The 24085-nt window shown below is 69.7% G+C and carries 24 protein-coding genes and 1 pseudogene; 16 read left to right on the top strand and 9 right to left on the bottom strand.

The window, feature by feature from the left end; translation table 11 throughout:
• Positions 1–645, bottom strand: coding sequence for a TetR/AcrR family transcriptional regulator (locus ACGF07_RS21535; protein WP_392901194.1), 645 nt, complete (start codon positions 643–645; stop codon positions 1–3).
• A 237-nt stretch (positions 646–882) separates the two neighbouring features.
• Here ACGF07_RS21535 and ACGF07_RS21530 point away from each other — a divergent pair, with 237 nt between their 5' ends.
• The 4 genes from ACGF07_RS21530 (at position 883) to ACGF07_RS21515 (ending at position 2904) form a co-directional block, all read left to right on the top strand.
• A complete protein-coding gene (locus tag ACGF07_RS21530; protein ID WP_392901192.1) occupies positions 883–1272 on the top strand; it encodes a VOC family protein in 390 nt (129 codons plus the stop codon).
• A gap of 167 nt (positions 1273–1439) precedes the next feature.
• The gene (locus tag ACGF07_RS21525; protein WP_392901190.1) at positions 1440–1949 is read left to right on the top strand and encodes a DUF1772 domain-containing protein; all 510 of its coding nucleotides are present in this window, start codon (positions 1440–1442) and stop codon (positions 1947–1949) included.
• Positions 1950–2101: 152 nt separating this feature from the next.
• Entirely contained in the window at positions 2102–2449 is a 348-nt protein-coding gene (locus ACGF07_RS21520) for a YciI family protein (RefSeq protein ID WP_392901188.1), read from the top strand.
• 230 nt (positions 2450–2679) lie between these two features.
• Positions 2680–2904 (top strand): hypothetical protein, encoded by a 225-nt coding sequence (locus tag ACGF07_RS21515; RefSeq protein WP_392901186.1) that lies wholly within the window; start codon positions 2680–2682, stop codon positions 2902–2904.
• Between the two features lie 616 nt (positions 2905–3520).
• Here the strand turns inward: ACGF07_RS21515 and ACGF07_RS21510 are convergent.
• Positions 3521–3673 (bottom strand): annotated as a pseudogene (locus tag ACGF07_RS21510) (LysR family transcriptional regulator); the annotation flags it as partial.
• Between the two features lie 313 nt (positions 3674–3986).
• On the opposite strand from ACGF07_RS21510, the gene ACGF07_RS21505 reads away from it, so the two are divergent.
• Positions 3987–4649 carry a hypothetical protein gene (locus ACGF07_RS21505; RefSeq protein ID WP_392901184.1) on the top strand — a complete coding sequence of 221 codons (663 nt, stop codon included), beginning with the start codon at positions 3987–3989 and terminating at the stop codon, positions 4647–4649.
• 3 nt (positions 4650–4652) lie between these two features.
• Positions 4653–5159 carry an anthrone oxygenase family protein gene (locus tag ACGF07_RS21500; RefSeq protein WP_392901182.1) on the top strand — a complete coding sequence of 169 codons (507 nt, stop codon included), beginning with the start codon at positions 4653–4655 and terminating at the stop codon, positions 5157–5159.
• Positions 5160–5688: 529 nt separating this feature from the next.
• Here the strand turns inward: ACGF07_RS21500 and ACGF07_RS21495 are convergent.
• The gene (locus ACGF07_RS21495; protein WP_392901180.1) at positions 5689–6633 is read right to left on the bottom strand and encodes a LysR family transcriptional regulator; all 945 of its coding nucleotides are present in this window, start codon (positions 6631–6633) and stop codon (positions 5689–5691) included.
• 72 nt (positions 6634–6705) lie between these two features.
• Between ACGF07_RS21495 and ACGF07_RS21490 the strand changes: the two genes are divergently transcribed.
• The 5 genes from ACGF07_RS21490 to ACGF07_RS21470 all read left to right on the top strand — a co-directional run bounded on the left by ACGF07_RS21490 (position 6706) and on the right by ACGF07_RS21470 (position 13226).
• Complete coding sequence (locus tag ACGF07_RS21490; RefSeq protein ID WP_392901178.1) at positions 6706–7095, top strand: RidA family protein; 390 nt, start codon at positions 6706–6708, stop codon at positions 7093–7095.
• A gap of 609 nt (positions 7096–7704) precedes the next feature.
• On the top strand, positions 7705–8808 hold the full coding sequence (locus tag ACGF07_RS21485) for a transglycosylase family protein (protein ID WP_392901176.1): 1104 nt from the start codon (positions 7705–7707) through the stop codon (positions 8806–8808).
• Between the two features lie 136 nt (positions 8809–8944).
• Complete coding sequence (locus tag ACGF07_RS21480; RefSeq protein ID WP_392901175.1) at positions 8945–10207, top strand: hypothetical protein; 1263 nt, start codon at positions 8945–8947, stop codon at positions 10205–10207.
• A gap of 1050 nt (positions 10208–11257) precedes the next feature.
• Complete coding sequence (locus tag ACGF07_RS21475; protein WP_392901173.1) at positions 11258–12076, top strand: tyrosine-type recombinase/integrase; 819 nt, start codon at positions 11258–11260, stop codon at positions 12074–12076.
• A 526-nt stretch (positions 12077–12602) separates the two neighbouring features.
• Positions 12603–13226: a hypothetical protein gene (locus tag ACGF07_RS21470; protein WP_392901171.1), complete on the top strand. Its 624-nt coding sequence runs from the start codon at positions 12603–12605 to the stop codon at positions 13224–13226.
• A 62-nt stretch (positions 13227–13288) separates the two neighbouring features.
• Here the strand turns inward: ACGF07_RS21470 and ACGF07_RS21465 are convergent, their stop codons facing one another.
• The 3 genes from ACGF07_RS21465 to ACGF07_RS21455 form a co-directional block, all read right to left on the bottom strand.
• Positions 13289–14413 carry a polymorphic toxin-type HINT domain-containing protein gene (locus tag ACGF07_RS21465; protein WP_392901169.1) on the bottom strand — a complete coding sequence of 375 codons (1125 nt, stop codon included), beginning with the start codon at positions 14411–14413 and terminating at the stop codon, positions 13289–13291.
• 63 nt (positions 14414–14476) lie between these two features.
• On the bottom strand, positions 14477–15475 hold the full coding sequence (locus ACGF07_RS21460; protein ID WP_392901167.1) for an IS5 family transposase: 999 nt from the start codon (positions 15473–15475) through the stop codon (positions 14477–14479).
• A gap of 316 nt (positions 15476–15791) precedes the next feature.
• Complete coding sequence (locus ACGF07_RS21455) at positions 15792–16862, bottom strand: alkene reductase (protein WP_392901165.1); 1071 nt, start codon at positions 16860–16862, stop codon at positions 15792–15794.
• Between the two features lie 222 nt (positions 16863–17084).
• Between ACGF07_RS21455 and ACGF07_RS21450 the strand changes: the two genes are divergently transcribed.
• Complete coding sequence (locus tag ACGF07_RS21450; protein WP_392901163.1) at positions 17085–17615, top strand: MarR family winged helix-turn-helix transcriptional regulator; 531 nt, start codon at positions 17085–17087, stop codon at positions 17613–17615.
• A gap of 153 nt (positions 17616–17768) precedes the next feature.
• Positions 17769–18341: a hypothetical protein gene (locus ACGF07_RS21445; RefSeq protein WP_392901161.1), complete on the top strand. Its 573-nt coding sequence runs from the start codon at positions 17769–17771 to the stop codon at positions 18339–18341.
• Here ACGF07_RS21445 and ACGF07_RS21440 read toward each other — a convergent pair.
• The gene (locus ACGF07_RS21440) at positions 18325–18897 is read right to left on the bottom strand and encodes a hypothetical protein (protein WP_392901159.1); all 573 of its coding nucleotides are present in this window, start codon (positions 18895–18897) and stop codon (positions 18325–18327) included. The two genes, ACGF07_RS21445 and ACGF07_RS21440, sit on opposite strands and share 17 nt — an antisense overlap.
• A 381-nt stretch (positions 18898–19278) precedes the next feature.
• On the opposite strand from ACGF07_RS21440, the gene ACGF07_RS21435 reads away from it, so the two are divergent.
• The 3 genes from ACGF07_RS21435 to ACGF07_RS21425 all read left to right on the top strand — a co-directional run bounded on the left by ACGF07_RS21435 (position 19279) and on the right by ACGF07_RS21425 (position 22659).
• Positions 19279–20241: an NADP-dependent oxidoreductase gene (locus ACGF07_RS21435; protein WP_392901157.1), complete on the top strand. Its 963-nt coding sequence runs from the start codon at positions 19279–19281 to the stop codon at positions 20239–20241.
• A gap of 348 nt (positions 20242–20589) precedes the next feature.
• A complete protein-coding gene (locus tag ACGF07_RS21430) occupies positions 20590–22029 on the top strand; it encodes a DUF2252 domain-containing protein (RefSeq protein ID WP_392901155.1) in 1440 nt (479 codons plus the stop codon).
• A 369-nt stretch (positions 22030–22398) separates the two neighbouring features.
• Positions 22399–22659 (top strand): amphi-Trp domain-containing protein, encoded by a 261-nt coding sequence (locus ACGF07_RS21425; RefSeq protein WP_392901153.1) that lies wholly within the window; start codon positions 22399–22401, stop codon positions 22657–22659.
• A 286-nt stretch (positions 22660–22945) separates the two neighbouring features.
• Here the strand turns inward: ACGF07_RS21425 and ACGF07_RS21420 are convergent, their stop codons facing one another.
• Both ACGF07_RS21420 and ACGF07_RS21415 read right to left on the bottom strand, forming a co-directional pair.
• A complete protein-coding gene (locus ACGF07_RS21420) occupies positions 22946–23338 on the bottom strand; it encodes a hypothetical protein (RefSeq protein ID WP_392901151.1) in 393 nt (130 codons plus the stop codon).
• 21 nt (positions 23339–23359) lie between these two features.
• Positions 23360–23935, bottom strand: a complete 576-nt coding sequence (locus ACGF07_RS21415) for a MarR family winged helix-turn-helix transcriptional regulator (protein ID WP_392901149.1) — start codon at positions 23933–23935, stop codon at positions 23360–23362.
• Between the last annotated feature and the right edge of the window lie 150 nt (positions 23936–24085).

Raw genomic sequence — 24085 nt, 5'->3', positions numbered from 1 at the left:
TCAGGCGGTTGCGTAGCCGGACAGGGCGGGCTCCAGGACGTCGAAGGCCCGGGCGGCCTCGGCGGTGACGGTACGGGCGATCCGGTCGTTGGGGTGTCCGGCGAGGGTGAGTTCCTGAATGCGGTGGAACAGCACGCGGTGGACGGCGCCGAGCAGCGCGGCCGCGGCGCGGACGGTGATGTCGTCGGCCTGGGCGCCGGTGGCGTCGGCGAGAGCCCGGGCGAGGCGGTGCTCGCGCTGGTCGTGCAGGCCCCGCAGACAGGTGCTCAGGGTGGGGCTGTCGCTGATCATGCGGGCGAACTCCGGGCCGGAGAACCCGGCGACCGGGTCCTGGGCGGCGACGGCGTCGGCGAACGCGCGGCGCAGCGCGGCCAGCGCGGATTCCCCCGGGTGCCGGTCGGCGACGGCCTCGGCCAGGGAGGCAGCGAACGCCTCCTGGTGGTCCAGGACCAGGTCCTCCTTGCGGGCGAAGTAGTTGGTGACGGTCTTCTTGGCGACGCGGGCGGCGGCGGCGATCTCGGCGATGGTCGTCTGCTCGAAGCCCTGGGCGATGAACAGCCTGGTCGCGTGGTCGGAGATGAGCTGCCGGGTCTCCTGCTTCTTCGTCTCGCGCAGCCCTGCGGCGACGGGTGTCTGAGTAGCCATGGGGAAATCTTACCCTCGTCGCAGTTTTATGTTGACACCCCCTCGGGGGTCGGCTAACTTACTACCGACGAAAGTTTGCGCCAGTGGAACGTTTACGCGGGACGAAGCTCCCATGCGCGAGCGCCGAACTGCGCCGTCCGTTGGACCGCGGCGTCCGCGGCGGACAGCCCCCAGGACCCGTCCACGTCGTCACCTCGCCGCGGCCACCGACCCGTCCCACCTGCCGAAGGAGATCCCGTGCAGTTCACCGCTTCCACCGTCTCGCTGACCGTCGACGACGTCGCCGCCTCCCGGGAGTTCTTCACCACCCACCTCGGGTACACCGTGCAGCACGCCGCTGACGGCTTCGCGTCCCTGTCGCGCGAGGACGCGGTCGACGTCGTCCTGCTCGCCCGCGGCATCGAAGTGCTGCCGCCCGAGCAGCGCGACCAGCGCGCCGCCGGTCTGATCCTGGCCTTCACCGTCGCCTCCGGACTGCAGGAGCAGGAACGGCTGCTGCGCGACGCCGGCGCCCGGATCACCATGCCGTTGCGCCAGGAGCCGTGGGGCGAGCGCCTGTTCCAGGTCACCGACCCCAACGGTGTGATCGTCCAGTTCGTCGAATGGGCCGCCGACGCCGGGCAGTGACCCCGACTTGGAGGAATCCGAGCTTGCGGCCCGACCCCCGCGACGTTCACCCGCCGGCCGCCCGCGACCGCGCTCCGCTCCGGCGAACCGCCGCTCACCCCGCCCACCGCCACCACGGGCGCGCGCACCCACCACGACGACCACCCCAGCGAACGGGAACCGTGACCATGCCGACCCTCCGCACCGCCGTCCTCCTCGGGGCGACCGTCACCACCGGGCTCAGCGCCGGACTCTTCTACTCCTACGCCTGCTCGGTGATGCCGGGCCTGGCCCGCGCCGACGACCGGACCTTCGTCGAGGCGATGCAGCGGATCAACGTGGCCATCCTCAACGGCTGGTTCATGCTCTCCTTCCTGGGCGCCCTCGTCCTGATCGGAGCCGCCGGCCTCGTGGAACTGAAGACCGGCGGCAGCCGCACCGTGCTGCTGTGGATCGGCGCGGCCGCCGCCTTCCAGCTGGCCGTACTCGTGATCACCGGCGTGGCCAACGTGCCGCTCAACGACCGCCTGGCGGCCGCGGGTCCGCCGGGCGGCGGCACCGACCTCGCCGCCGCCCGGGCCGCCTTCGAAACCACGTGGGTGCACTGGAACCTGGCCCGCGCCCTGGCCTCCACCGCGGCCCTGACCTGCATCTCGTGGGCCCTGCGGCTCTCCGCCCGGACTCCCGCCCCGGTGTGAGGGCGGTGATCGTCCAGTTCCTCGGACGGGCCACCCCGCCCTGGCCCCGCGACAACTGACAGCCCCCATCCCGGCGAAGCGGCTGCCGAGCACCGCCGACCCCCAACCCGCAGCCACGGTCTCCGCGCGGAGGCCGAGGAGGAGGAGTATCCATGAAGTTCGCACTGGTCATCTTCGAGACGTCGGAGTCGCGCCGCAGGATCCAAGCCGACCGGGACGCCTACCGCACGGCGTACGAGACCTGGATCGGCCGCGTCGCGGCCGTCGGCAAACTCGTCGGCGGTGAAGCCTTCGACACCGAACGCGCGCTTCCGGTGACCGTGCGCAAGGCGCCGGACGGTTCGCCCCGGGTGACCGAGGGGCCGGCACGAATTGGCGAGGAGACCCTCGGAGGCTGGTTCGTCCTCGAGACGGCCGACCGGGAGGAAGCTGTCGAACTGGCCAAGGGGCTGCCCACCCCGGAAACGATCGAGATCCGCCCGATCCTCGAATCCGCCTGAGGAAGTGGGCCGCCTCCGCGCCCGGCCCCGGCACAGCCGGGACAACGACCCGGGCCGAAATCCGTCCCGCTGGCCTCGCGCCGGTCCCGGCCTCCCCGGCCTCCCCGGCCTCCCCGGCCTCCCCGGCCTCCCCGGCCTCCCCGGCCTCCCCGGCCTCCCCGGCCTCCCCGGCCGAGCAGCCGGCGGAGGCCTTCGAGGCGCTGCGCCGCGTCGCCTGCACGATCCCGACAGTGCGGTTCGGCGACCCGGACCGCCTCGGCGACCTGGACTTGGCGGTCGGTGAGGGCTGGCTGCTGGCCTCCTGGGACGACCCGCAGGCCGAGGACGTCCACCTGCTGCTCTACCGGGGCCGGCCGATCGGCTGGACCGCGCCGCTGCCGGACGGACCGTGGAGGGCAGGCCGGGCACGTCGCCGCCCAGCACCGGGGCGGGCGACGTGCCCGGCCTGGTCCTGACCGATCCCGCCAGCGGGGCCAGTACCCACCGCTCCGTCGGCCAGGCCCTGGACCTCGTGCACCGTGCGCACCTCGACCGGCAGCGCCCCGACCACGCGATGCCCGACGTGCAGCGCCTGTCCCTCAATCGCCCGACCGGCTGGAGCGCACCCTCCCCCTGCGGCCTGGGCGAACCGGTGGCGGCGGGCGCCCGGATCCGGGACACCGCCCGGGCGACGGCCGGCTGCCCACCATCAGCGCCCCGATCAGCCCGACGACAACCACGACCAGGTCGACGTCGTCGTCCCGGCCGAGCCGTCCCGGCCGGGACGGACCGCGTTCCGGCGCGGTGCCGCCAACGGGTGTCGTCGATGGTCCACGACCTGCCTGCGCGCAGCCGCGTTCTGGCGCCGCGCGTACCCCGGTGCCGCGCGGCAGGCAGATCACCGGCCGATCGCTCAGATCGGCCAGCGGCACGCTCGTAAGGTCTGCGCGGTCGAGAAGCGGATCGCCAGGTGCGATAGCAGCGACCAGCGGAACATCGATCGCCGTCTGGCCACTCCGGGTGGGGTGCCTCCGTTGTGAGCCCGAGAACGGCGATATCGAGCTCGCCGGCCAGGACCGCGGCCTGCATCCGCTCCGTGGTGTCCTCGGTGAGTGCCACCTCCACTGAGGGGCGGGCGTCGTGGAAGTCGGCGAGGAAGGCGCCGATGGCGAAGGCGTGGCCGGTGGCGCCGGAGGCCAGCCCGAGCGTGACCCGTCCGCGCAGGAGGCCCGTGTCCGCATCCACCGCCTGCTGCACACGTCCGCCGTGGCCAGTGCGGCACGGGCGTACAGCAGGACCGCCCGGCCCATCTCGGTCGGTGCCACCGACCGGCCGGAACGGTCGAGCAGACTATGCCCCAACTCCTACTCCAAATAGCGAATTTGGGCACCGAGGCCGGGTGGCTGCGCGAGATGCAGCCAGGCTGCGGCCCGGTAAGCGGCCTCCTCGACGACGGTGAGGGAACAGCGCCACCGACGAAGCTCTATAACTGGCGGTTCTAGGTCTCAGGAGAACTGTCTATTGGAGATATCGCTCCCCTGGCCGCAGTCTTGATCACATGGAGAACGCGCCAACACGCACGCAATCGGAGGCCGAGGTCAGGGCAGCGATCGCGGCGGAACGCCGAGAACTGGCAGACTTGTTCGACAGTCTGTCGGCCGATCAGTGGAACGAGCCGGGTCTCTGCACGGAGTGGCGGGTTCGCGAGGCCGCGGCTCACAGGTCGACGGGCGTCCGGCTGTCCCTGCCTGCCGCGCTCGCCGAACTGGCCGAGGCGGGCGGGAATCTCCACCGAATGACCGACCGGATCGCACGTGGGGACGCGACCGCCCATTCCACCACCGCACTCGTCGCTTTCCCGCGGGACAACGCCCACCACCCCTGGACACCACCGATCGGCGGGCTCCCGGCGGCGCTCGGTCACGACGTGGTGCACGGCCTGGACATCACTGTCCCGCTCGGCCGCGACCGGCTCGTCCCCGAGGACCGGATCCGCATTCTGCTCGACGGGGTCCGGTCTGGCAGCCTGAGGTTCTTCGGCGTGGACCTCGACGGTGTCCGGCTGTGCGCCGATGCCCTTGACTGGTCGTACGGCTCCGGCTCGCCGGTGTACGGCAGAGCCCAGGTCCTCCTGCTGCCGGCCTTCGGTCGCAGGCTTCCGGACGGCGTGTTCCGAGGCGAACCGAGCAACCGTTTCACCCGAGCTGCCAAGGGGGCATGAACCATGCGCATCCGGTTCCTTCTGGGAGTGGCCCTCCTGTCCGCCGGCCTGCTCGCCGGAGCCTTCGGCTACGGCGCCGCCAACCTCGTCCCGACCTTCAACGCCGTGCCGATCGACATGAGACTCCACTTCCACACCGAGCTGATGAAGATGAACGGCATCACCATGCAGGGAGCGATGGCGGTCTCGGCCCTCAGCTCCCTCGCCCTGGCTGCCCTGGCACGGAGCCGCGCCCGGAATCTCGCAGGCACGGCAGGGGCCCTGATTGTCACGTCCTTCCTGATCACCCGGTTCGGGAACGTCCCGATCAACGGCCGCATCAAGGAGTGGGCCGCCACCGCGCCGCCCGCCGACCACGCGGAAATCCTGCGCCGGTGGGAACTGTTCAACGATGCCCGCACCTTGACCGCAGTCGCGGCGTTCGCAGTCCTGATCTCCCTATCGATGACACAGCGCCGTGTCGACAGTGCTCCCGTGATGGATTCCGGGGGATCACGCCCGGAGTCATGACCGCTCGGCGTCGGCAGCTGGCGGCTGCCGGAGGGCCGGTTCCCGGAGTCCGTCGAGGAGACCCGGCAGTTGGGCTTGACGCCCCGCAGTCGTCGGCCGGCCGTGCCGTCGGCCAGCTCACCCCCGGCGCATGGGAGCCGACGGGTGGCGTCCACACCGACGGACTCCACTCCAGGCTGGCCGGCCGCCGAGTCCGGCGATCCCGCACGGTCGATCCCCCACCACGGCGCGGCGGTGACCTCCAGCTCACCTTCGCCAGCAGGAGGCCGAGCAGCCGCCGACGGTTCTCCTCCTGCGGGCCCTGCGGCCACAGCTCGGGATCGAGTACGGCCTCGGCTCCCGGCGTCACCAAGGCCGCAGAGAGCTGATCGGCACTCACCGGACACTCGCTCCGGATGCTCGCCCGGCCCAGCCTCCCCGGTCGGCGGCGCCAGCGCACGGACCCACGCCCGAGATGCCGCCTGTTCGAGTCCTGGCCCCGACGAACGCTTCGCGCACCCTCAGAAACTCGTACTTACTGCCGCACTCGTCACCGTTGTCGCTGTCCTGATCGCGCTCCTTCCGTGGAAAGTCCGTCCGGCGCATCGTGGTCGAGGGCGGTCAGGACCGCTCTGATCAGTGGGTTCGTGTCATTTTTACGCCAGGCGACGGCGACTCGTGTACGGACGGTGTCGGGAGAGATCCTGCGGAAGGCAACGCCCTTGAGACGGATACGGCGGATGCTTTCCGGGGCCAGTGAAACGCCCAGGCCGGTTTCCACCAAGGCGCACACGGTCTGCCATTCCACAGCGTGTTGGGTTACGTGAGGGGTGAAGCCTGCGGCGGTGCAGAGATCGGTGATCTGGTCGTACAGCGGCGGCCCGACGGCGCGGGGCAGCAGCACGAAGGGGCAGTCCGCCATCTCTTCGACGGGGACGGTTCGTCGTGCCGCGAGCGGATGTGAGGCGGGCAGGACGGCCACGAACGCTTCGGTCAGCACGGTCTCGAAGTCGAGCTCCGCGTCATGGGGAGGTGGTTCACGCAGCAGGCCGATGTCGATCGTCCTGTCGCGCAGGGCGGCCAGTTGCGGCGTGGTGGTCATCTCGGCGATGTCCAGATCCACCGCGGGGAACCGTTGCCGGAAGTTTCGCAGCAGGCTGGGCAGGACGGTCAGAGCGAGGGAGGCGGCGAAGCCGATCCGCAGGCGGCCCGCCCTGCCGCTGCCGACTTCTCGGGCTGCTGTCAGAGCCGCTGCGAGGTGACTGAGGGCGTGTCGGGCGGCGGGAAGGAGTTCTCGCCCGGCCGGGGTGAGGTCGATGCGTCCGGGTTCGCGGTTGAACAGCGCGTACCCGACCTTGTCCTCCAGGCGGCGGATCTGCTGGCTCAAGGGCGGCTGGGCGATGCCCAGTCGGGCGGCTGCGTGGCCGAAGTGGAGTTCCTCGGCGAGCACGACGAAGGCGTGCAGCTGCGGCAGGGGGAGTTCGGGACGATCCATATTCTCAGAGATATCACCTGGTACATAAAGACGTATTAGACGTATCGTTGCCGGCCGCATAGCGTTCAGCACATGACAGAGCGACGCCCCATCCTCAGCGGCTCGACGTTCGAGGAACAGATCGGCTACGCCCGCGCGATGATCGATGGTGACTGGGTCCACGTGTCCGGGACGACCGGATTCGACTACCCCACCATGACGATCTCCGACGACGTGGTGGAGCAGGCCGAGCAGTGCCTGCGCAACATCGAGGCTGCCCTGAACGAGGCGGACTGCACCTTCGCCGACGTCGTGCGGGTGCGCTACATGCTGCCCGACCGTACCGACTTCGAACTCTGCTGGCCGGCCCTGCGCCGCGCGTTCGGCGACGTTCGACCAGCCGCCACCATGCTCGAGTGCGGCCTCGCCGACCCCCGCATGAAGATCGAGATCGAGGTGTACGCCAGCCGCATCACCGCGTAGTCAGATTTCGGACGCAGGCAGGCACTCCCAACCGAGGGCGGCCGGTCTGACACATGCTGACCGGGTTGCCGCCCACGCCTGCCCCACCCTCTGGAGGGAACCGTCCCGGGGCTGGATTTGTCCACTGCTGCCGTGCCCCTCCGCCTCGAAAGCGCCCTTCCACCTGATCCGAGCTACGACGACGTAGTCAGCGCTTGCACACCGGGCCCACCGCCCACCGGTAACGCGCAAGCTGCCACCGCGGTACGAGTCACCGGCCTTCCCGGCCGCCCCGCTCGCCCCGCTCCCCGCCGCAGCCTCCCCGACGCGTCGCACCACCTTCCCCAAGACGGCTGCGGCCGTCCTTCCCGACGCGGCCGGCCTCATGCCGTTCGCCGGCCACGCCTTGGCGAACACCGTCGGAACCTGACCTTTCGGGGGCGATTCCGCCTCCTCACCGCGACGGCCCCCGTCCGGAACCACGCATCGTGTCCGAGGAAATCGCAGCGCCGCCTGCCCAGGGCGCCCCCTTTTGGCCCCCGGGGACCTCGCAGGCCCTGAAGGCATTCACGCCGCCACGCCCGCTTACTCACCCATCGCCAATCCACCACTCTCAAGGGGGGATCCACCATGACCAGCCTCCGCCGAAGGCCGGCCCTCGCCGCAGCCACACTCCTGCTCGCCCTCGCCGTCCCGACCGGCGCCGGCGCGGGACAGGCTTCCGCCGCATCGGTGGCCACGTGGGACAAGGTCGCCGAATGCGAAAGCAGCGGCAACTGGTCGATCGTCTCCTCCGGGACGCCCCGCTACTACGGCGGCCTCCAGTTCTCCGCGTCCACGTGGCTCAACTACGGCGGCGGCCAGTACGCGCCCTACGCCAACCAGGCCACGAAACAGCAACAGATCCTCATCGCCGAGAAGGTCCTCGCCGCCCAGGGCCAGAACGCCTGGCCCGTCTGCGGCCCCAAGGCCGCTCTCGGAGCCGACCGGGCGAATCCCTACCCGGACGACCCGGGACCGGTCACCCCTCCGCAGCCGCAGGTCAAGGCACTGACCTGGTATCTGTCGGACAGTGCGGGTTCTTCCGTGGCCACGCGTGCGCCGTTCGGGTTCGGGAACACGCCGATGGTTCCGCTGGCGGGTGACTTCGACGGAGACGGCACGGACACCCAGGCCGCCTATGATCCGACCACTTCCACGTTCTACCTGGCGAACTCGGGCAGCACGGCCCAGTCCACGATCGTGTTCGGCAACCCGGGCAACCGTCCGGTGCTGGGCCGCTGGGACGGCGGCACGTCGCAATTGGGCGTCTACATGCCCGACACCGGCAAGTTCTACCTCCGCCACGCCAACGGCGAAGTGACCTCGTTCGCGTTCGGCAACGGAGGGGACTGGAGGCCCGTCGCCGGTGACTGGGACGGCAACGGAACCGTCACGGTCGGCCTCTACGACCCCGCGACCAGCACGTTCTACCTCCGCAACAGCAACACCGCGGGCTCCGCCGACCAGACCATCACCTTCGGCAACCCCAACAGCATCCCGGTCACCGGCGACTGGGACCGCACCGGGCACACCAACGTCGGCGTCTACATGCCCGACAACCACACCTTCTACCTGCGCCACGACGACGGCACCGTGACCGCCACCCCCTACGGCGACGCCGGCGACACCCCCATCACCGGCGACTGGAACGGCGACGGCTACACCACCCAAGGCATCGTCCAGGCCCGCTGAAGCCACGTCGGTTGCACCTGCCGACGCCGCGGTCAGTCATGCCTACGTGCCACACCCCACGACGGCATCCTCCCGTCCCACCTCTTTCCCTTTGAAGAGCTTCCACGGCCAGGAGCCGACCATCCAAGGAGCATCTTTGTCCCGCAAGACCAGCAAGCTCACCCGACTCGCCCTCGCGGCCGCCCTCACCGCCGGCTCCGTGTTCGGCTCCGCGGCCCTCGCCTCCAGCGCCCACGCAGTGGGCTCGTCCTCGGTCGGCGGTGACATATCGCGCTCCGAGATCATCGCCCGGGCCCAGTCCTGGATCGACGAACAGGTCCCCTACAGTCAGGCCTCCTACAAGACCGACAGCAACGGCACTTACCGGCAGGACTGCTCTGGCCTGGTGTCCATGGCCTGGCACATCGACGTCTCCGGGACCAACTACGGCTTCACCACCGGGACCCTGCCCCGCTACGCCACCCAGTTGGGCAGCCTGGACGACCTGCGTCCCGGCGACGCGATCGACAACATCAGCCAGCACGTGGTGCTGTTCACCGGCTGGGCCGATGCCGGGCACACCCGGGCGAACATCATCGAGGAGTCGCGGCCCGGGACGCTGGCACACGCCACCACGTATGCGCGCTCCTACCTGGTCTCGGGCGGCTACTATCCCTACCGCTACAACCACACCGTCGAGAACAACCCCGGCACCCCGCCGGCTCCCACCCAGAAGGTTATGACCTGGTATCTGTCGGACAGTGCGGGTTCTTCCGTGGCCACGCGTGCGCCGTTCGGGTTCGGGAACACGCCGATGGTTCCGCTGGCGGGTGACTTCGACGGAGACGGCACGGACACCCAGGCCGCCTATGATCCGACCACTTCCACGTTCTACCTGGCGAACTCGGGCAGCACGGCCCAGTCCACGATCGTGTTCGGCAACCCGGGCAACCGTCCGGTGCTGGGCCGCTGGGACGGCGGTACGTCGCAGCTGGGCGTCTACATGCCCGACACCGGCAAGTTCTACCTCCGCCACGCCAACGGCGAAGTGACCTCGTTCGCGTTCGGCAACGGAGGGGACTGGAGGCCCGTCGCCGGTGACTGGGACGGCAACGGAACCGTCACGGTCGGCCTCTACGACCCCGCGACCAGCACGTTCTACCTCCGCAACAGCAACACCGCGGGCTCCGCCGACCAGACCATCACCTTCGGCAACCCCAACAGCATCCCGGTCACCGGCGACTGGGACCGCACCGGGCACACCAACATCGGCGTCTACATGCCCGACAACCACACCTTCTACCTGCGCCACGACGACGGCACCGTGACCGCCACCCCCTACGGCGACGCCGGCGACACCCCCATCACCGGCGACTGGAACGGCGACGGCTACACCACCCAAGGCGTCATCCACAGCTGACGAGCCAGGCGATCCAACGGCCCGCGCCCCGGCCCCGCCAACCTCGGCCGCTTATGAGGCTGTGGGAAGGCGTCAGCCGGGGTTGCGGCCGGATACGTCCTGGCCCCCGCCCCCGGCGAGTGCTGCGTGCAACTGCGTCCGGCCCGAGCCGCGGAGCCGACGGACCCGCACTGACCCGCGGCCCTGGTGAAGGGCCGGGTCGCCCTCGGCGCCCTGACGGTGGCCCGGTGGAGCCCCGGGCCGAGTCCGCCGGTCACCTCGATGTGGCAGTGGCCGGATTCAGGAGTGCGCATCAAGAGGTCGACGTCCGCGAGCACGGCGCTCACCGCCGCTCCGGTGCGGCCGAGTCGTTCTCCCAGGGAACCGCGGCGCACGGGGGCGCAGCCACCATGATCGGCGGCCGGCCGCGTGCCCGGGGCGGATTGGGCTCGTTGGGCATCGGGTGACGAGACCTGTACCCGCCAATGTCGTCGGCCCACGGCATCGGGTTGCCCCGGTTCTGCACTTTCCCGAGCTGCCGATCTACACGGCGCTGGCCGCCACTTGGCGGGCGCAGGGACGATCCGTGCCAGGCCAGCCGGACCCGGTGTGGGATGCTCTGGTCGCCCGGCCCAGGCGCGAGACCGTGCGGGGACGGGATCGGTCGGCCGATGCCCGTTCCTAGGCGCTGGCGACTGGAGGCGGCCCGGTGTCAGGGAGCGCGTCCGTACATCTGCCGCTTCAACATCTTAAGAGTTACGTGGAAATCTGTCCGGGGTGATCATGTCTCCTCGGTGCAACCACGGACTTGGGAGATGGCTTGAGCGGCACGACGGTGCTGACGGAGAAGTGGCCGGTGCTGGGCCGGCACGAGCAGGCAGCAGTGTGGCTGCAGATCTGGACTGATCTCGGTCGGGCGCCGAGAACGATCGACGCCTACGCCCGCGGGCTGGCCGAGTACCTGGGATGTGCGAGCGGGAGGAGGTCGACCCGGTTACCGCGAACCGCGCCCACATCGCCGTATACGTAAGGGAGTTGACGTCACGGCCGCACCATCGGGGTGCGAACGTGGTGGTGATCGACTCTGGGGCCGGGCTGGCCAACGCCACGATCCAGCAGCGCCTGGTGCCGGTCCGCCTGTTCTACGACTTCCTCATGGAGGAGGGTCTGCGCGAGTCGAACCCGGTGGGCCGCGGCCGCTACACCCCTGGCCGCCAGCGGGGCAGGCAGCAACGCGGGCTGGTGCCGCGGCTGACGAAACTGCCGTGGATCCCCGGCGACCAGCAGTGGTTGGAGATCCTGCAGGTCGCGCGGGAGGAGCCGGTCCACAACCGGGTGATGCTGGCCCTGGCCTACGATTCCGCGCTGCGGCGGGAGGAGCTGTGCTCGCTGCGGACCGACGACCTCGATCCGGCCCACCGGACGCTGAGGGTGCGGGCCGAAACGACGAAGAACCGGCTGGAGCGGGTGGTGCCGTACTCGGCGTCGACCGGCGTGCTGATGTCGGCCTACCTCGCCCACCGGGCCACGGTCAGCCGGGCCAGGGGGTCGCTGTTCCTGTCGGAGTCCCGGCGCAACCACGGGCAGCCGCTGACCCTATGGACCTGGTCGAAGGTGGTCCGCCGGATCGCCCTGGCGGCCGGTGTCCCGCGGTTCTCGACCCACACCACCCGGCACCTGTGTCTGACCGATCTGGACCGGATGGGCTGGGAGTTGCACGCGATCGCGACCTTCGCCGGCCACCGCAACACCGATTCCACGCTCCAGTACATCCACCTGTCCGGCCGGGACCTGGCCGACAAGCTGGCCCGCAGCATGGAGCACATCCATGCCTGGCGAATACAGATGCTCACGTCCGCGGACGGCACGACGGCGGAGGTGTCGCGGTGACCGCACCACTGCCGGCCATCGCCGCCGAGGACGGGGCCGGACGCTGGTCCTGGTCGATCTCCCCGCCCCGCGACGAGGCCGCGGTGGCGGTGCGACCTGTCGAGGCCAGGGCCGTGGCCGACCTGGGCGTGCGAAATCTGCGGCGACTTCAGTATCACGACCCGTCCGCGCCGGGCTGGCGCGCCCTGGCGGCCAGGGGTGTAGCGGCCCGGATGGTCCTCGCGTGCCAGCGTCGGTGCGGGCAGCGGGGTGAGCGGCCAGCTGAGGCCAGGCGGCGGGCGCGGCCACGCCCCTGCCCTTCGGACCACCTCTCCTCCGGCGGGGGAGCGTCCGAGGGGGAGCGAGAGGCACGGCTCCCGGCAAAAACCCTCTCGGCCTGGCCCCGGACGGCCTTCGGGTTCGAGGAATCGCAAGCCGGCGCCCCGCCGCGACGTGGGCAGAACCGTCAAACGCGAACCCACGTTTGAGGCCCACCTCGCCGCGCGAGGTTAAAGATCAAGCTTACGGTCTGTGCGATCATCGGCCCATGATCGATCCTGCCACCATTGAACTGCCCCGGTTTCTGGCCGCATGGTTTGGGCCTCCGGCGGCAGACGAAAAACCCCTGCCCGAGAGCTGCGACTGGCTTCCCAGTGCGTTGCGTGAATGGCATGAGCTTGTCTCGAAATGGGATGTAGATCTTTCCTTCGTCACGAGAATGACTCCGCCCGATAACATCAAGGTCTCCGATGGCAAGGCGATCTTTATGTCGGATTGCGGCGGGGAATGGTACTGGAGCTTTGATCCGGCTATGCCGGATCGCGTTTTCAATGCAGAGTTCGACGAGCCATGGGAGTCGAATTCCGAGTCCATGGCAGAGTTCCTGAAGCACCGAACCGTGATGGAGGTGCTCTTCGGAGCGGACACCAGGATGCGGGCATCCCTGGTTCCCGACGAGCTCGTGCAGGGCATCCTCGGCTCTGCGGAAGAAGTGGATTTCGGTGCTTGGCAGTGGCCGGTGCCCGGATATCGGATCTTCATGCGCGGCGATGTCCTCGCACAGATCATTCGGTGTGAAGATGGCCCTGGGTGGGACGTGGACATTGCAGCCCCGAAGGCTGAGGCTCTGTCCGGGCTCAGGGAGATGGCCAACGTGAAGTGGCTTGGGTAGCCTGCTTCGGGACAGAGTGAGGCCGGGCCCGGCTGAGCGGGTCCGGCCTCATTTCCTATTTACTAGTTTCCGACAAAGGGTTTCGATCGTTGGATCACACCGTTGATGTCCTTGTAGATGACGTTTAGCGTATGCCCCGTCGGGAGCATGTCCTCAAGCCACTTGGAACAGGTGCTGCAGACCCTCCGATCCTCAGCCGCCACCGACTCGTCGAAATGAATGAAGAGGGTGGCACTCTTCATCTCCGCATCCTGGTGCATCATCGCCGCGACCTGGGATTCCAGGTGGTGCGCAAACCCCATCTGGGTGCCGGGCGCACGCTGCGCTGCCAGGGGGTGGATGCTCCTGCCGCCCGAGGAGAGCGGACTCGGGAACCATCCGCGCCCTTCGACGTGAAGGGCCCCGGTGGCCTTGCCGGGCTTGGCGAACGCGCTTGCCGCGCGCTCGGCTGCTGCCAGTCCGGCTTCCTCGCAGGCCGGTCCGCCGATGTTGTGAACCAGGACCGCTGTGGCCCCGGCCTCCACGAAGTAGGTGTGGAGGTCGCCGACGGTGAGGTCGTAGGTGGTGGTGTCGGCGTGGTAGAGGCGGACGTCGGTGACCTGGGCGGTGCCGGTCGGCGTCTGGAGGACGTCGCCGGGGCGGAGGTCCTTGGCGTCGACGAAGGCGGCCTGGGTCTGGTCGTAGAAGGGGTGGTGGAAGGTGGTGTGGATGGTCCCACCGTCGACGCTGACGGCCGGGTCGCTGGTGTCACCCGTGGTGTCACCAGCGGTGCTGGTGGTCGAGGCGGCGTAGGCGACCGGGGCGGTCGTGTCGGCCGGCTGGTGGTTGACGCCGATCAGGGTGGCGGCGGCGAGGGAAGCTGCCAGGGCGAGGCCGGCGCGCTGCCAGATCCTCTTGCCCAGCGGGAACTCGGACTGCTTGTCCTGCTTGGCCGGGGTCGCTTCGGTGGTGCGGGTCTGGCTCGTGTGCTCCGTACTGGCCTTGTCGGACCGGGTCGGGGTGACGGTGACGTCGGCGAAGTCGTGGTCGGTGGTGGTGACGATGACGTTCGTGACGGTGTGGGTCTGCGTCGCGCTCTGGCCCGGGACGGCGTTGGCGATCTGGTCGCCGATCTTGATCTGGTCGATCCGCTTCGTGCTGCCGTCGGCCATCAAGACCGGAGTGGCACTGGTGAAGCTGTGGGGCACGGGGAGAGTCGGGCAGCTCCCTGAGGACTCGGACGCGGACCTAGGGCGTGTATTTGGTCGTGATCAATGGGTCCGGGTGAGGTCCTTGATCCAGATCATTGCGCCACGGAGGTGGAGGCCGGCGAGGTAGCTTTCCGGGGTCTTGTCATACCGGGAGGCGATGCCTCGCCAGGCCTTCAGCTTGTTGATCAGGCGCTCGACGGTGTTGTGCTCCTTGTAGAGCTCGGCGTCGTGACTGACGGGGCGGCCGCCCCGGCGGCCCTTCTTCTTTCGGTTTGCGCTCTGGTCCTTCTTCTCCGGGATGACCGCCTTGATGTGGCGTTTGCGCAAGTGGGCGCGGTTGCCGCGGGACGAGTAGGCCTTGTCCCCGGCGACCGCGTCCGGACGGGTGCGGGGACGGCCGACGGGCCCGCGGACCCGGACCTTCCTCAGCACGGGGATGAACTGCGGGCTGTCCGCGGCCTGGCCCTCGGTCAGGATGAACACCAACGGGCGGCACTTCCGGTCGCCGGCGCAATGGACCTTGCTGGTCTGCCCGCCCCTGGAGCGTCCGAGCAGGGCTGCCTTCAGCCGGAGCTTGCGCCGACGCCGGACGCGTCGCCGTTCTTCCCGTTTCGGGACCTGCGGCGTCCCGCCCGTCTTGTTCCTCCGGGCCGCCCCCTTTTGCCTGGCCTTCTCCGCCTCCTCGGCGGCCTTCTCCAGGGCGGCCATGGTGCCGGAGCCGAGGTGCATCCCGGCGGCGTCGTGGTGAGCCCGCACAGTGGTGGAGTCCTCGCTGACCAGGGACAAGTCCACCTCGCCGCGCTTCGCGGCCTCCGCGATCAAGCCCTCCATCAGGGCTTCGAAGACGCCGGCGTCCCTCCACTGCTGGAACCGGTTGGAGACGGTCGACCACGCACCGAACTCCTTCGGCATCTCCCGCCACTGCCCGCCCGTCCGGAATCGCCAGATCACGCCCTCGAACTGCTGCCGCAGCCGCTCCGGGTAGGGGCCGTACTCGCCGATTGGCAAATAAGGCTCAATCAACACCCACTCCGCATCCGTCAGTTGCGCTCGCGTCACGCACCACGGTCTACCGGATCAGGACCCGCCGCGAAGGTAAATCGTGCAGATTGATCACGACCCGATACTCGACCTAGGCGTCGGCCGGCCAGGGCTCGACGGCGCAGGGGCTGTCGCCGCCGTCGGCGACGCAGCCGCAGGGGAGCTCGGCCGGGTTGCCGACGGCGGCGACGTTCGGGCGGCCGCAGGCGGGGCAGACCGCAGGGTGCTTGCGGGCCGGCTACCGGGAGATGCCTTGGCCGGGGCCGTGTGCCGGATGATCGGTGCAAGGCCGCGGCCCGGCGCGTCCAGGAAGGTGGCCACGCCGGTCAGGGGGTCAGGTGCCGAGGGTGGGGTAGTCGGTGTAGCCGTGGTGGTCGCCGCCGTAGAAGGTGGCCGCGTCCGGGGTGTTGAACGGGCCGCCGGCGGCCAGCCGGGCCGGCAGGTCGGGGTTGGCGAGGAACAGGGCGCCGTAGGCGACCATGTCCGCCGTTCCGTCCTGGACCAGCTTCAGCGCCTCGGGGCCGGTGGCCTGCGGGTGGGTGAAGGGGTTGAGGATGAACGTGCCGGGCCACGCCTTGCGCAGCCGTCCGGTCAGGTCGCGGTCCGGGCCTTCCATCAGGTGCAGGTAGGCCGGGTTCAGACCGGAGAGCCGCTCCAGCAGCGCTTCGTACACCTCGCCCGGCTGGGGTTCGGCGATGTCGTTGTACGGGTTCCCGGGCGAGATCCGCAGGCCCACCCGGTCGCCGCCGATCGTCTCCGTCACGGCCGCGGTGACCTCGACGGCGAAGCGGATCCGCCCCTCGACCCCGCCGCCCCAGCTGTCCGTGCGCAGGTTGGTGTTGGGGGCGAGGAACTGGTGGATGAGGTAGCCGTTGGCGCCGTGGATCTCCACGCCGTCGAAGCCGGCCTCCATCGCGTTGCGCGCCGCGGTGGCGAAGTCGGCGATCGTCTGGAGGATCTCGGTCTCGCTCAGTTCCTTCGGCGTCACGAAGTCCTTGGGACCCTCATGGGTGAAGACCTGGCCCCTGGCGGCCACCGCCGAGGGCGCCACCGGGACCATGCCGTCGGGCAGCAGGCTGGGGTGGCCGATCCGGCCGGTGTGCATCAGCTGCGCGAAGATCACGCCTCCCTGGGCGTGCACGGCGTCGGTCACGTTGCGCCACGCGGTCACCTGGCCGGTGGTGTGCAGCCCGGGGGTGTCCGGGTAGCCCTGGCCGACCGGGGAGGGCTGGATCCCCTCGGTGACGATCAGTCCGGCACTGGCGCGCTGCGCGTAGTACTCCGCCGTCAGAGCGGTCGGCTGCGCGCCCGGTCCGTACGCGCGGCTACGGGTCATCGGCGCCATGGCGATGCGGCTGGCGAGGCGGCGGCCGCCCAGCGCGATCGGATCGAAAGCAGTGGTCATGGTCTGTTCCCTCGTGAGGAGTGAAGGGCGGTGGCCCGGACGCATCCAACGTAACAGATACCTGCTCGAACAAGTAACCCCTTTTTCGAGGCGCTTCCCTGGGGGATGTGAGGCAGAGAAGCGCTGCAAGCAGCAAAGGCCCGGGTCGACCACGCGGCGCTCCCTCGAGGTGGTGAGGGTGCGAGGTACCATTAGCTGTCTGATCAGGAAAGTGAGGAAGAGATGACACAGTCCACTCCGGCGGTCGGGAAGGCACCTGCGGGAGCGGGGCGGGAGGCGAGCGTCCCGGTGCCGGCCGCTGCCAGCGGCGGGCCCATCAGTCACGCGATCTTCCGCCTCGCCCGCCTGCACCGCATGTTCGCCGGACAACTTCTGCGCCGCATCGGCCTGCACCCGGGCCAGGAGCTGGTCATGATGCAGCTATGGGAACTCGGCCCGCAGCGCCAGACCGACCTGGTGCGCCTGCTGGACTCCGACGCCGCCACCATGACCCGCACCGTCCAGCGCCTGGAACAGGCCGGCTTCGTCCGCCGCCGCCCCTCGCCCACCGACAAACGCGCATCCCTCATCGAACCCACCGCGGCCAGCCACGCCCTGCGGCGTGAAGTCGAGCAGAGCTGGAGTCAGCTCGAGGACCTCGTCACCGCGGGTCTGTCGACCGGCGAGCGCACCGAGGCCCTGAGCACTCTGGAACGCCTGGAACAGAACCTCGTCCAGGCCGCAGTCGACCCCACCTGCGCGACCGAAAGTTAGTGGCGCCCTCCGGACCTGATCGGCGCTGCAGCACGCCGGGGCGGCTGAGCAGCCTCGCCGCCCGGTCACCCGGCGGTGGAGCCGGTCCTCCTGGCTCTGAGGGGGGAGGACGGGAAGGGCCGGTGGCGACAGTTCTGGCCGATCTTGGTCCCGGTGGACCCGAAGTACCGGCGGGTCAAGGAGGTCATCGGCTACGCCGGGGCCCCGCACGCGAAGCCCGGCACGGCTGTCTGCTTCGGCACGGACGGCATCGCCCTGACCGAGCGCCGGCCCTGGCCCTACCGGGGCGAGCCCGGTGACCACCTCCTCAAGGGCCACCTGACCGGACCGGTGGAGCACCCGACCAGCCAGGAGGAGCACCCGAAGCTGCGTGGCCTGGCCCGCGCCGAACTCGCCGCTGAGCCGACGGCCGGAGGTGCAGCAGCGGTGAGTCCCGCCGATCCGAGTCAGCCGAATGAGGCGGCGCGCCTCACCCAGGAGCTGATCGGCGAGGGCTTCGCCAAGCGGCAGGTGGCCAAGATGCTCGGGCGCGACGCGAGCCTGGTGTCGCAGTTCTTCAGCAAGGGCAAGGCGCGGCAACTGCGGGCGTTCAACCCGCGCGGGGCCGAGTGGCAGCGGATGCCCGCCGGCGCCGCCGGGTTCCACACCGAGCGCGGCTGCTCGGGGCTCGGCGACCGCACTGACCACCTGCGAGTCCGTCCCTCGGGAGTCAGCCGGAACCGGTGATGCACGTGAGGCAGGCCAGGCAGACGGGAACCTCATCGAACGGAACCCCGTCCGCGAGCGCCAGGGCGCACATGCCGCAGATCCAGGTACACAACCATGGCTTCGGGTCGGCCGGGTCCCCGACGAGGCCGAGGTCGGCCGCGTCGCTGAGAACCGTCCTCGAATCTCTGATAACACCCGGCAGCGAGTTGTCGAGTCGAATGGGGTCATTCCGTGCTTCGGCGCGGAAGACAATCGCCGGTGTACTGCTGTCCGGACCGCTGACGAGTACGGCATCGGCGCCCGAGGGCACAAGAGTCGACGGGTCGGTGTCCAGGAGGGACGCGAGTTCTGCGGCATCGGACGAGTCGTCGCCGAAGATCCCCATGAGCCCACCGGCCTCGGCCTTGACCCCGGAGAGAAGCGCCAGGGCACAGATCTGATCGAGAGTCTCGCCCTGGTTCAACCTGGAAATCGACTCCTGCGCTGCCGGATCGATCCGCGGGTCATCCAGGTTCTCGGGAGTCAACAGCCCCTGGCCCCGGGTGAGGATGTCATCAATAGTCAGTTGCGTCATGCGACTAATCAACCCCGGGCCGGCGCCCCGTACCGGTCCTGGCAGCACCACATGAGGACTTTCCAACCTGATCGGACCAACAGCGACCAGCGCTGCGAGGGGGCGTGGCGCAGAGATCGCGAAGACGATGGTCCACCACGTGATCGGCCACCGGCTGCGCTCTCATGGATCGACATGGTCAAGGCTTTCTGTTTGGTTCTCCGGCCACGCAGAGCAGAGAGGCGAGCAAGCGCGGAGGGCTGCTGCCCAGCTGGTCACCGGTACGTGTTCGGGACGCGTCGTGATCTCCGTCGACCGTGGTGGCCCGGGCAGATGGCCTTGCCGCGCGGCACAATCGGTGGTCACGGAAAGTACGTAGGAGAACGGCAGAAAGGAATGGCCATGCAGGCCTTCTCGATCGACTCCTTCGGCCAGACTCCGCACCTGAGGGACATGCCGGTGCCCGAACCGGGCCCCGGTGAGGTGCAGATCAAGGTCTCGGCTGCTGCGGTCAACCCGATCGACTGGAAGCTGGCCGCCGGCGCCCTGGCACCACCCGGCGCCGACTTCCCCTTCCCGTACACCCTCGGGTTCGACGTCGCGGGCCGGGTCACGGCCGCCGGTGACGGTGCGTCCTTCGAAGTCGGGCAGGAGGTGTTCGGGATGCGGCTCCCGGCAGCCGCAGGCCGCCATCCTCACGGCTCCTACGCCGAGTACATGACCGCCTCCCAGGACACCGCCGCCCTGGCCGTTCGGCCGCAGACGCTCGACGCCGTGTCGGCGGCAGCCCTGCCGATGACCGGTGGGACCGCGCTCGGCCTGGTGCGCTGGCTGGACCCGGCCGACGGCGAGACACTGCTGGTCGTCGGCGCGAGCGGCGGTGTCGGCTCCTACATCCTGCAACTGGCCGCCGCCCGGAACGTGCACGTGATCGCCGTCGCCGCCAGCGAGGACAGGGACTACGTGCGCGCCCTGGGCGCCGACGAGGTGATCGACTACCACACCAGTGACGTGGCCGACACCGTTCGCGCCGCACACCCGGACGGCATCGACGCCGTCGTCGACCTGGTCGACGGCCGCGGCGTCGTCATGGGCAGGATCGCACCGCTGATCCGGGACGGCGGACGCCTCGCCAGCACCGTCTTCGCCACCGACCCCGACGCACTCGCCGACCGGGACGTGCGCGCGGTCAACTTCAACTACCAGGCCACCGGCCAGAACATGGCCGAACTCGCCGACCTGGTCACCTCCGGAGCCTTGAAGGCCGCCCGCATCACCACCTTCCCGCTCAGCGGCATGGACGAGGCCTACACCGCCTCCACCAGCGGCCACGTCCGCGGAAAGCTCGTCATCACCACCAACTGAACACCCCTTCCCATTGGACTGCCGCGTGCTGCGCTGGTCGGGGAGCCACGGGTCAGGGCACCTCTGATGGCTCATCCGACTCGCTCGGACCCGAGGTCCCGCGCACGCTGGGGGTGGCCGGCCCGGCGGCCGCCGATCCTGTGGTGGTCCGCCGGTACCGGCAGGTCGTGATCCCGGGCCGGTCGCGGGCGAGCACAGCGCGGCCTCACGCGAGCACGCCCACCACCGGTGCGCGCATCCGGTCGAGAACAGTGGCGGCCTGGGACGGTGCCCGCACCGCGGGGCCGCTCTCGAGCAGGCGCTCGGGAGATCAGTATGCGGAGCGCGCGGGAAGGAGCCGGTGAAGCCATGACGGCATCTGTTGGCGAGGCGCGTGCAGGAACCGGCGGTCGGGCGGCGGTGAAGCGTCCGACCCGGGCGGAACGGGCGGCTCGTGGGAAGGAAGCACGCGCCGCTGCGCCGTTGGAGGCGCACGGCGAGTTCCGGCCGGATCCGTCACGGGATCCGGTCGGGCTGCTGGCGGGGCAGGCGGCCTCCCGGGTGCCGGAACTGGTGCCGATCCGGCACGGGCGGATGCTGGTGTCGCCGTTCACGTTCTACCGCGGGGCGGCGCTGCCGATGGCCGCGGATCTGGCGGCCACGCCCACCAGCGGGCTGCGGGTGCAACTGTGCGGGGACGCGCACCTGGCCAATTTCGGGGCTTTCGCCTCACCGGAGCGGCGACTGGTCTTCGACGTCAACGACTTCGACGAGACACTGCCCGGACCGTTCGAGTGGGACGTCAAACGACTGGCCGCGAGCCTGGCGGTGGCAGGTCGGGACAACGGCTTCTCCGACAAGGCCCGCCGGAAGATCGTCCTGGCCGCTGCCGAGAGCTACCGGACAGCGATGCGCACCTTCGCGGAGCAGACCCTCCTGGACGTCTGGTACGCGCACCTGGACATCGAGGACGCCATCGGGCGGTTCCGGTCCCAGCTCACGAAGAAGAGATTCAAGGCGGCCGAGAAACTGCTGGCCAAGGCGCACAGCCGCGACAGCATGCAGGCCCTGGGCAAGCTCACCACCGTGGTCGACGGTCGGCGGCGGATCATCAGCACCCCTCCGACGGTCGTCCCCGTCGAGGAGCTCTTCGGTGACGTGCAGGCTGACGAGATCTACGACTTCATCGGCACCGTGCTCGACAACTACCGGTTGACCCTGCAGTCCGACCGGCGGCACCTGCTGAAGCAGTTCACACTGGTCCAGGCGGCCCGCAAGGTCGTCGGTGTCGGCAGTGTCGGCACCCGGGCGTGGATCGCGCTGATGGATGCCGAGGACGGTGTGGAGCCGCTGTTCCTGCAGGCCAAGGAGGCCCAGCCGTCAGTCCTCGAGGAGTACGCGGAGCGTAGCGTGCACCAGAACCAGGGTGAGCGCGTGGTCGCGGGCCAGCACCTCATGCAGGCCCAGAGCGACATCTTCCTCGGCTGGACCCGTGCGACCGGCCCGGACGGAGTGGACCGCGACTACTACGTGCGGCAGCTGCGGGACTGGAAGTTCTCCGCGCCCATCGAGCTCATGGTCCCCAAGGGGATGAGGGTGTACGCCGGCCTGTGCGGATGGACCCTGGCCAGGGCGCACGCCCGATCCGGTGACCGCATCGCCCTGGCCGCCTACCTCGGCGGATCCAGGAAGTTCGACCACGCCATCGCCGACTTCGCCGAGACCTACGCCGACCAGAACGAGGACGACTACCGCGCACTCCAGGACGCGGCGAAAGCCGGCAGGATCGAAACGGTGCCAGAAATCTGAACGGCCGGGGACAACCGGGACGGCAGCCCGCGCCTCTTGCTGCGCCTCCTCCGCGACCGCCGCCAGCCCCGTGCCTTCAGTGACCGATGGCTGCGCGAAGTCGGCGGCGGGAGCGCCAAGCGGCTGTCAGTCGGGACCGGGCCGCCCTCCGGGGCAGCGCCCATCAGGGTGGGCACGGAGGGTAGCGCACGGCACTGGTGTGACAAAGCGCCGGCCAGCCGGCCCTGCGCACGCAGTCGTGGGCGAGGCCGCGCCTCATCAGGGCGGCCAATCGGCACTGAGGAGGATGGCGAGCCCCGTCGGGCCGATCACGTGAGGCAGAGCGAGAATCGAAGCACCTGCTTTTCCCTCAGAGGTGCGGAGGCATCCGTGAAAGATCTCGAGTTCGAGCAGAAGCGCACACTGTCCCGCGACGAGGCCGCAGATCAGCTCGACGCACTGGCAGCCGCCCTCAGGCGCGGTGGCCAGGCCGAGCTGGACCTCGGGCCCGGGAAGCTAACCCTGCGGATCCCCGACGAGCTCCGAACCGAGATCGAGGTCGAGCTGAATGACGGCGAAATCGAGCTCGAGATCGAACTGGCGTGGCGCACGGGACAGCCGGAGCGGACCCCGGACGGCCCCGGCGACTGACTGTCCGAGGACGGCACAACAGACGCAGGCGTGACCGGCTCACCGCACCGATCCAGCGCTGCCGGCGGCGAACGAAGGCACCGACCGCGCCACTGCCGACTCCTCGCCGACCAGAAAGAGGACGACTACCGCGCACTGGGCCGGAACCTGAGTTACGAGAGCGTTTGTCGCTCAGCGGCAAGAGCGCCCTCTTCCGGGACAGAACGATGTCGTTGGCCTTTGAGAGCACTGGGGTACGTTCCGGCCGCGTAGCTGTGTGTCTCTCGTCCTGGTGACCCGCGGCCGGTCACGGTGAGGGGGCAGTCGGACCCGCTGCGGCCATGATGGCCTGCCAGGGGGCGGAGTCGAAGATGAGCGTGATCGCGGTGATCCGGCCGTCGTGGAGGCGGAAGTGTTCGGCGGTGCGCTGGGTGATGCCGACGGCCGGGGCGGTGCGGATGTCGTAGATCAGAGTGGCTTCGGTTTCGCCGTACAGCTCGCTGATCAACTCCACACTGGTGACGATTCCAAGGAGTCGGTCCAGTCCGTCCAGGTGGCCGGTGGGGCTGTCGGAGGTGATGAAGGGGCTGCGGAAGGTGAAGCCTTCACCGATCTGGGCGGCGGCCGTGGCGACGTCTCCCCGGAACCGGGCTCGGTGATAGGTCTTGACTGTGTGTCGGGTGGGTGACTCGATGGTCATGCAGTGCTCCGGGTCATCGGTTCAGGAAGTCGGCTGGTCGGGCCGGACGGTGTTCAGGTACTGCTCGATCCGGTGCTGGTTTTCCACCAGGCGCAGGCACAGGTGCCGGAACTGGGCTAGTTCGTCGTCGGTGAAGCCCTGGAAGACGGCGGACATCACGCGCTGCGTCGGCTGGCGGAACGCTTCCAGCCAGTCGCGGCCGGTCGGTGTGATCCGGGCCCGTACGGACCGGCGGTCGTGCTGGTCCTGGGCCCGCTGCACCAGTCCGTCGCGCTCCAGCGTGTCGACCAGGCCGGTGACGTTGCGGGAGCTCACACCGGCCGCGCGGGCCAGTTCGCCGATGCTCAGCCCGTCTTCCGTGGCCGTGCTCAGCCGTGCGAGGACATCGAGCGCCCCTGCGCTGAGACCTCGCCCGCCGGCGCCCTGTGAGCGCAGCCGGTCGACGGCCTGCGACGCCGAGCGGACAGCGGCAGCCGCCTCCAGTGCGAGGGTGTCCTCTCCTGCCGCGAACGCCTGCATCGAGCCGCGAACACCGAGGTCGTACAGGAGGCCGTCCGGCCCCTTGGCTACGCTGCCAGAATTATGTACGTGCTTCATAATGAAGCAGCACTTTAACTTGTCCGGAAGGACGCCGCCACTCCGGGCTCGACGACGTCTCCCTCCAGGGGGCGAGCGGCCCGCGAGGCCGCCCATCAGGCCTGGCAGAGCGCTGACGCCGCCCCCCCCCGCAGCCTCGGCCGCACCGCG

Source organism: Kitasatospora sp. NPDC048194, from assembly GCF_043202455.1.
GTDB lineage: Bacteria > Actinomycetota > Actinomycetes > Streptomycetales > Streptomycetaceae > Kitasatospora.
Note: the sequence above shows the minus strand (reverse complement) of the source record. Positions and strands in the feature narration are given on the sequence as shown.

Coding starts and splice junctions, on each gene's coding strand:
- ACGF07_RS21440 (WP_392901159.1), bottom strand. CDS start 18,897: ATGACGCAACTGACTATTGATGACATCCTCACCCGGGGCCAGGGGCTG.
- ACGF07_RS21435 (WP_392901157.1), top strand. CDS start 19,279: ATGCAGGCCTTCTCGATCGACTCCTTCGGCCAGACTCCGCACCTGAGG.
- ACGF07_RS21500 (WP_392901182.1), top strand. CDS start 4,653: ATGCGCATCCGGTTCCTTCTGGGAGTGGCCCTCCTGTCCGCCGGCCTG.
- ACGF07_RS21430 (WP_392901155.1), top strand. CDS start 20,590: ATGACGGCATCTGTTGGCGAGGCGCGTGCAGGAACCGGCGGTCGGGCG.
- ACGF07_RS21505 (WP_392901184.1), top strand. CDS start 3,987: ATGGAGAACGCGCCAACACGCACGCAATCGGAGGCCGAGGTCAGGGCA.
- ACGF07_RS21470 (WP_392901171.1), top strand. CDS start 12,603: ATGATCGATCCTGCCACCATTGAACTGCCCCGGTTTCTGGCCGCATGG.
- ACGF07_RS21455 (WP_392901165.1), bottom strand. CDS start 16,862: ATGACCACTGCTTTCGATCCGATCGCGCTGGGCGGCCGCCGCCTCGCC.
- ACGF07_RS21415 (WP_392901149.1), bottom strand. CDS start 23,935: ATGAAGCACGTACATAATTCTGGCAGCGTAGCCAAGGGGCCGGACGGC.
- ACGF07_RS21490 (WP_392901178.1), top strand. CDS start 6,706: ATGACAGAGCGACGCCCCATCCTCAGCGGCTCGACGTTCGAGGAACAG.
- ACGF07_RS21525 (WP_392901190.1), top strand. CDS start 1,440: ATGCCGACCCTCCGCACCGCCGTCCTCCTCGGGGCGACCGTCACCACC.
- ACGF07_RS21450 (WP_392901163.1), top strand. CDS start 17,085: ATGACACAGTCCACTCCGGCGGTCGGGAAGGCACCTGCGGGAGCGGGG.
- ACGF07_RS21420 (WP_392901151.1), bottom strand. CDS start 23,338: ATGACCATCGAGTCACCCACCCGACACACAGTCAAGACCTATCACCGA.
- ACGF07_RS21495 (WP_392901180.1), bottom strand. CDS start 6,633: ATGGATCGTCCCGAACTCCCCCTGCCGCAGCTGCACGCCTTCGTCGTG.
- ACGF07_RS21535 (WP_392901194.1), bottom strand. CDS start 645: ATGGCTACTCAGACACCCGTCGCCGCAGGGCTGCGCGAGACGAAGAAG.
- ACGF07_RS21485 (WP_392901176.1), top strand. CDS start 7,705: ATGACCAGCCTCCGCCGAAGGCCGGCCCTCGCCGCAGCCACACTCCTG.
- ACGF07_RS21520 (WP_392901188.1), top strand. CDS start 2,102: ATGAAGTTCGCACTGGTCATCTTCGAGACGTCGGAGTCGCGCCGCAGG.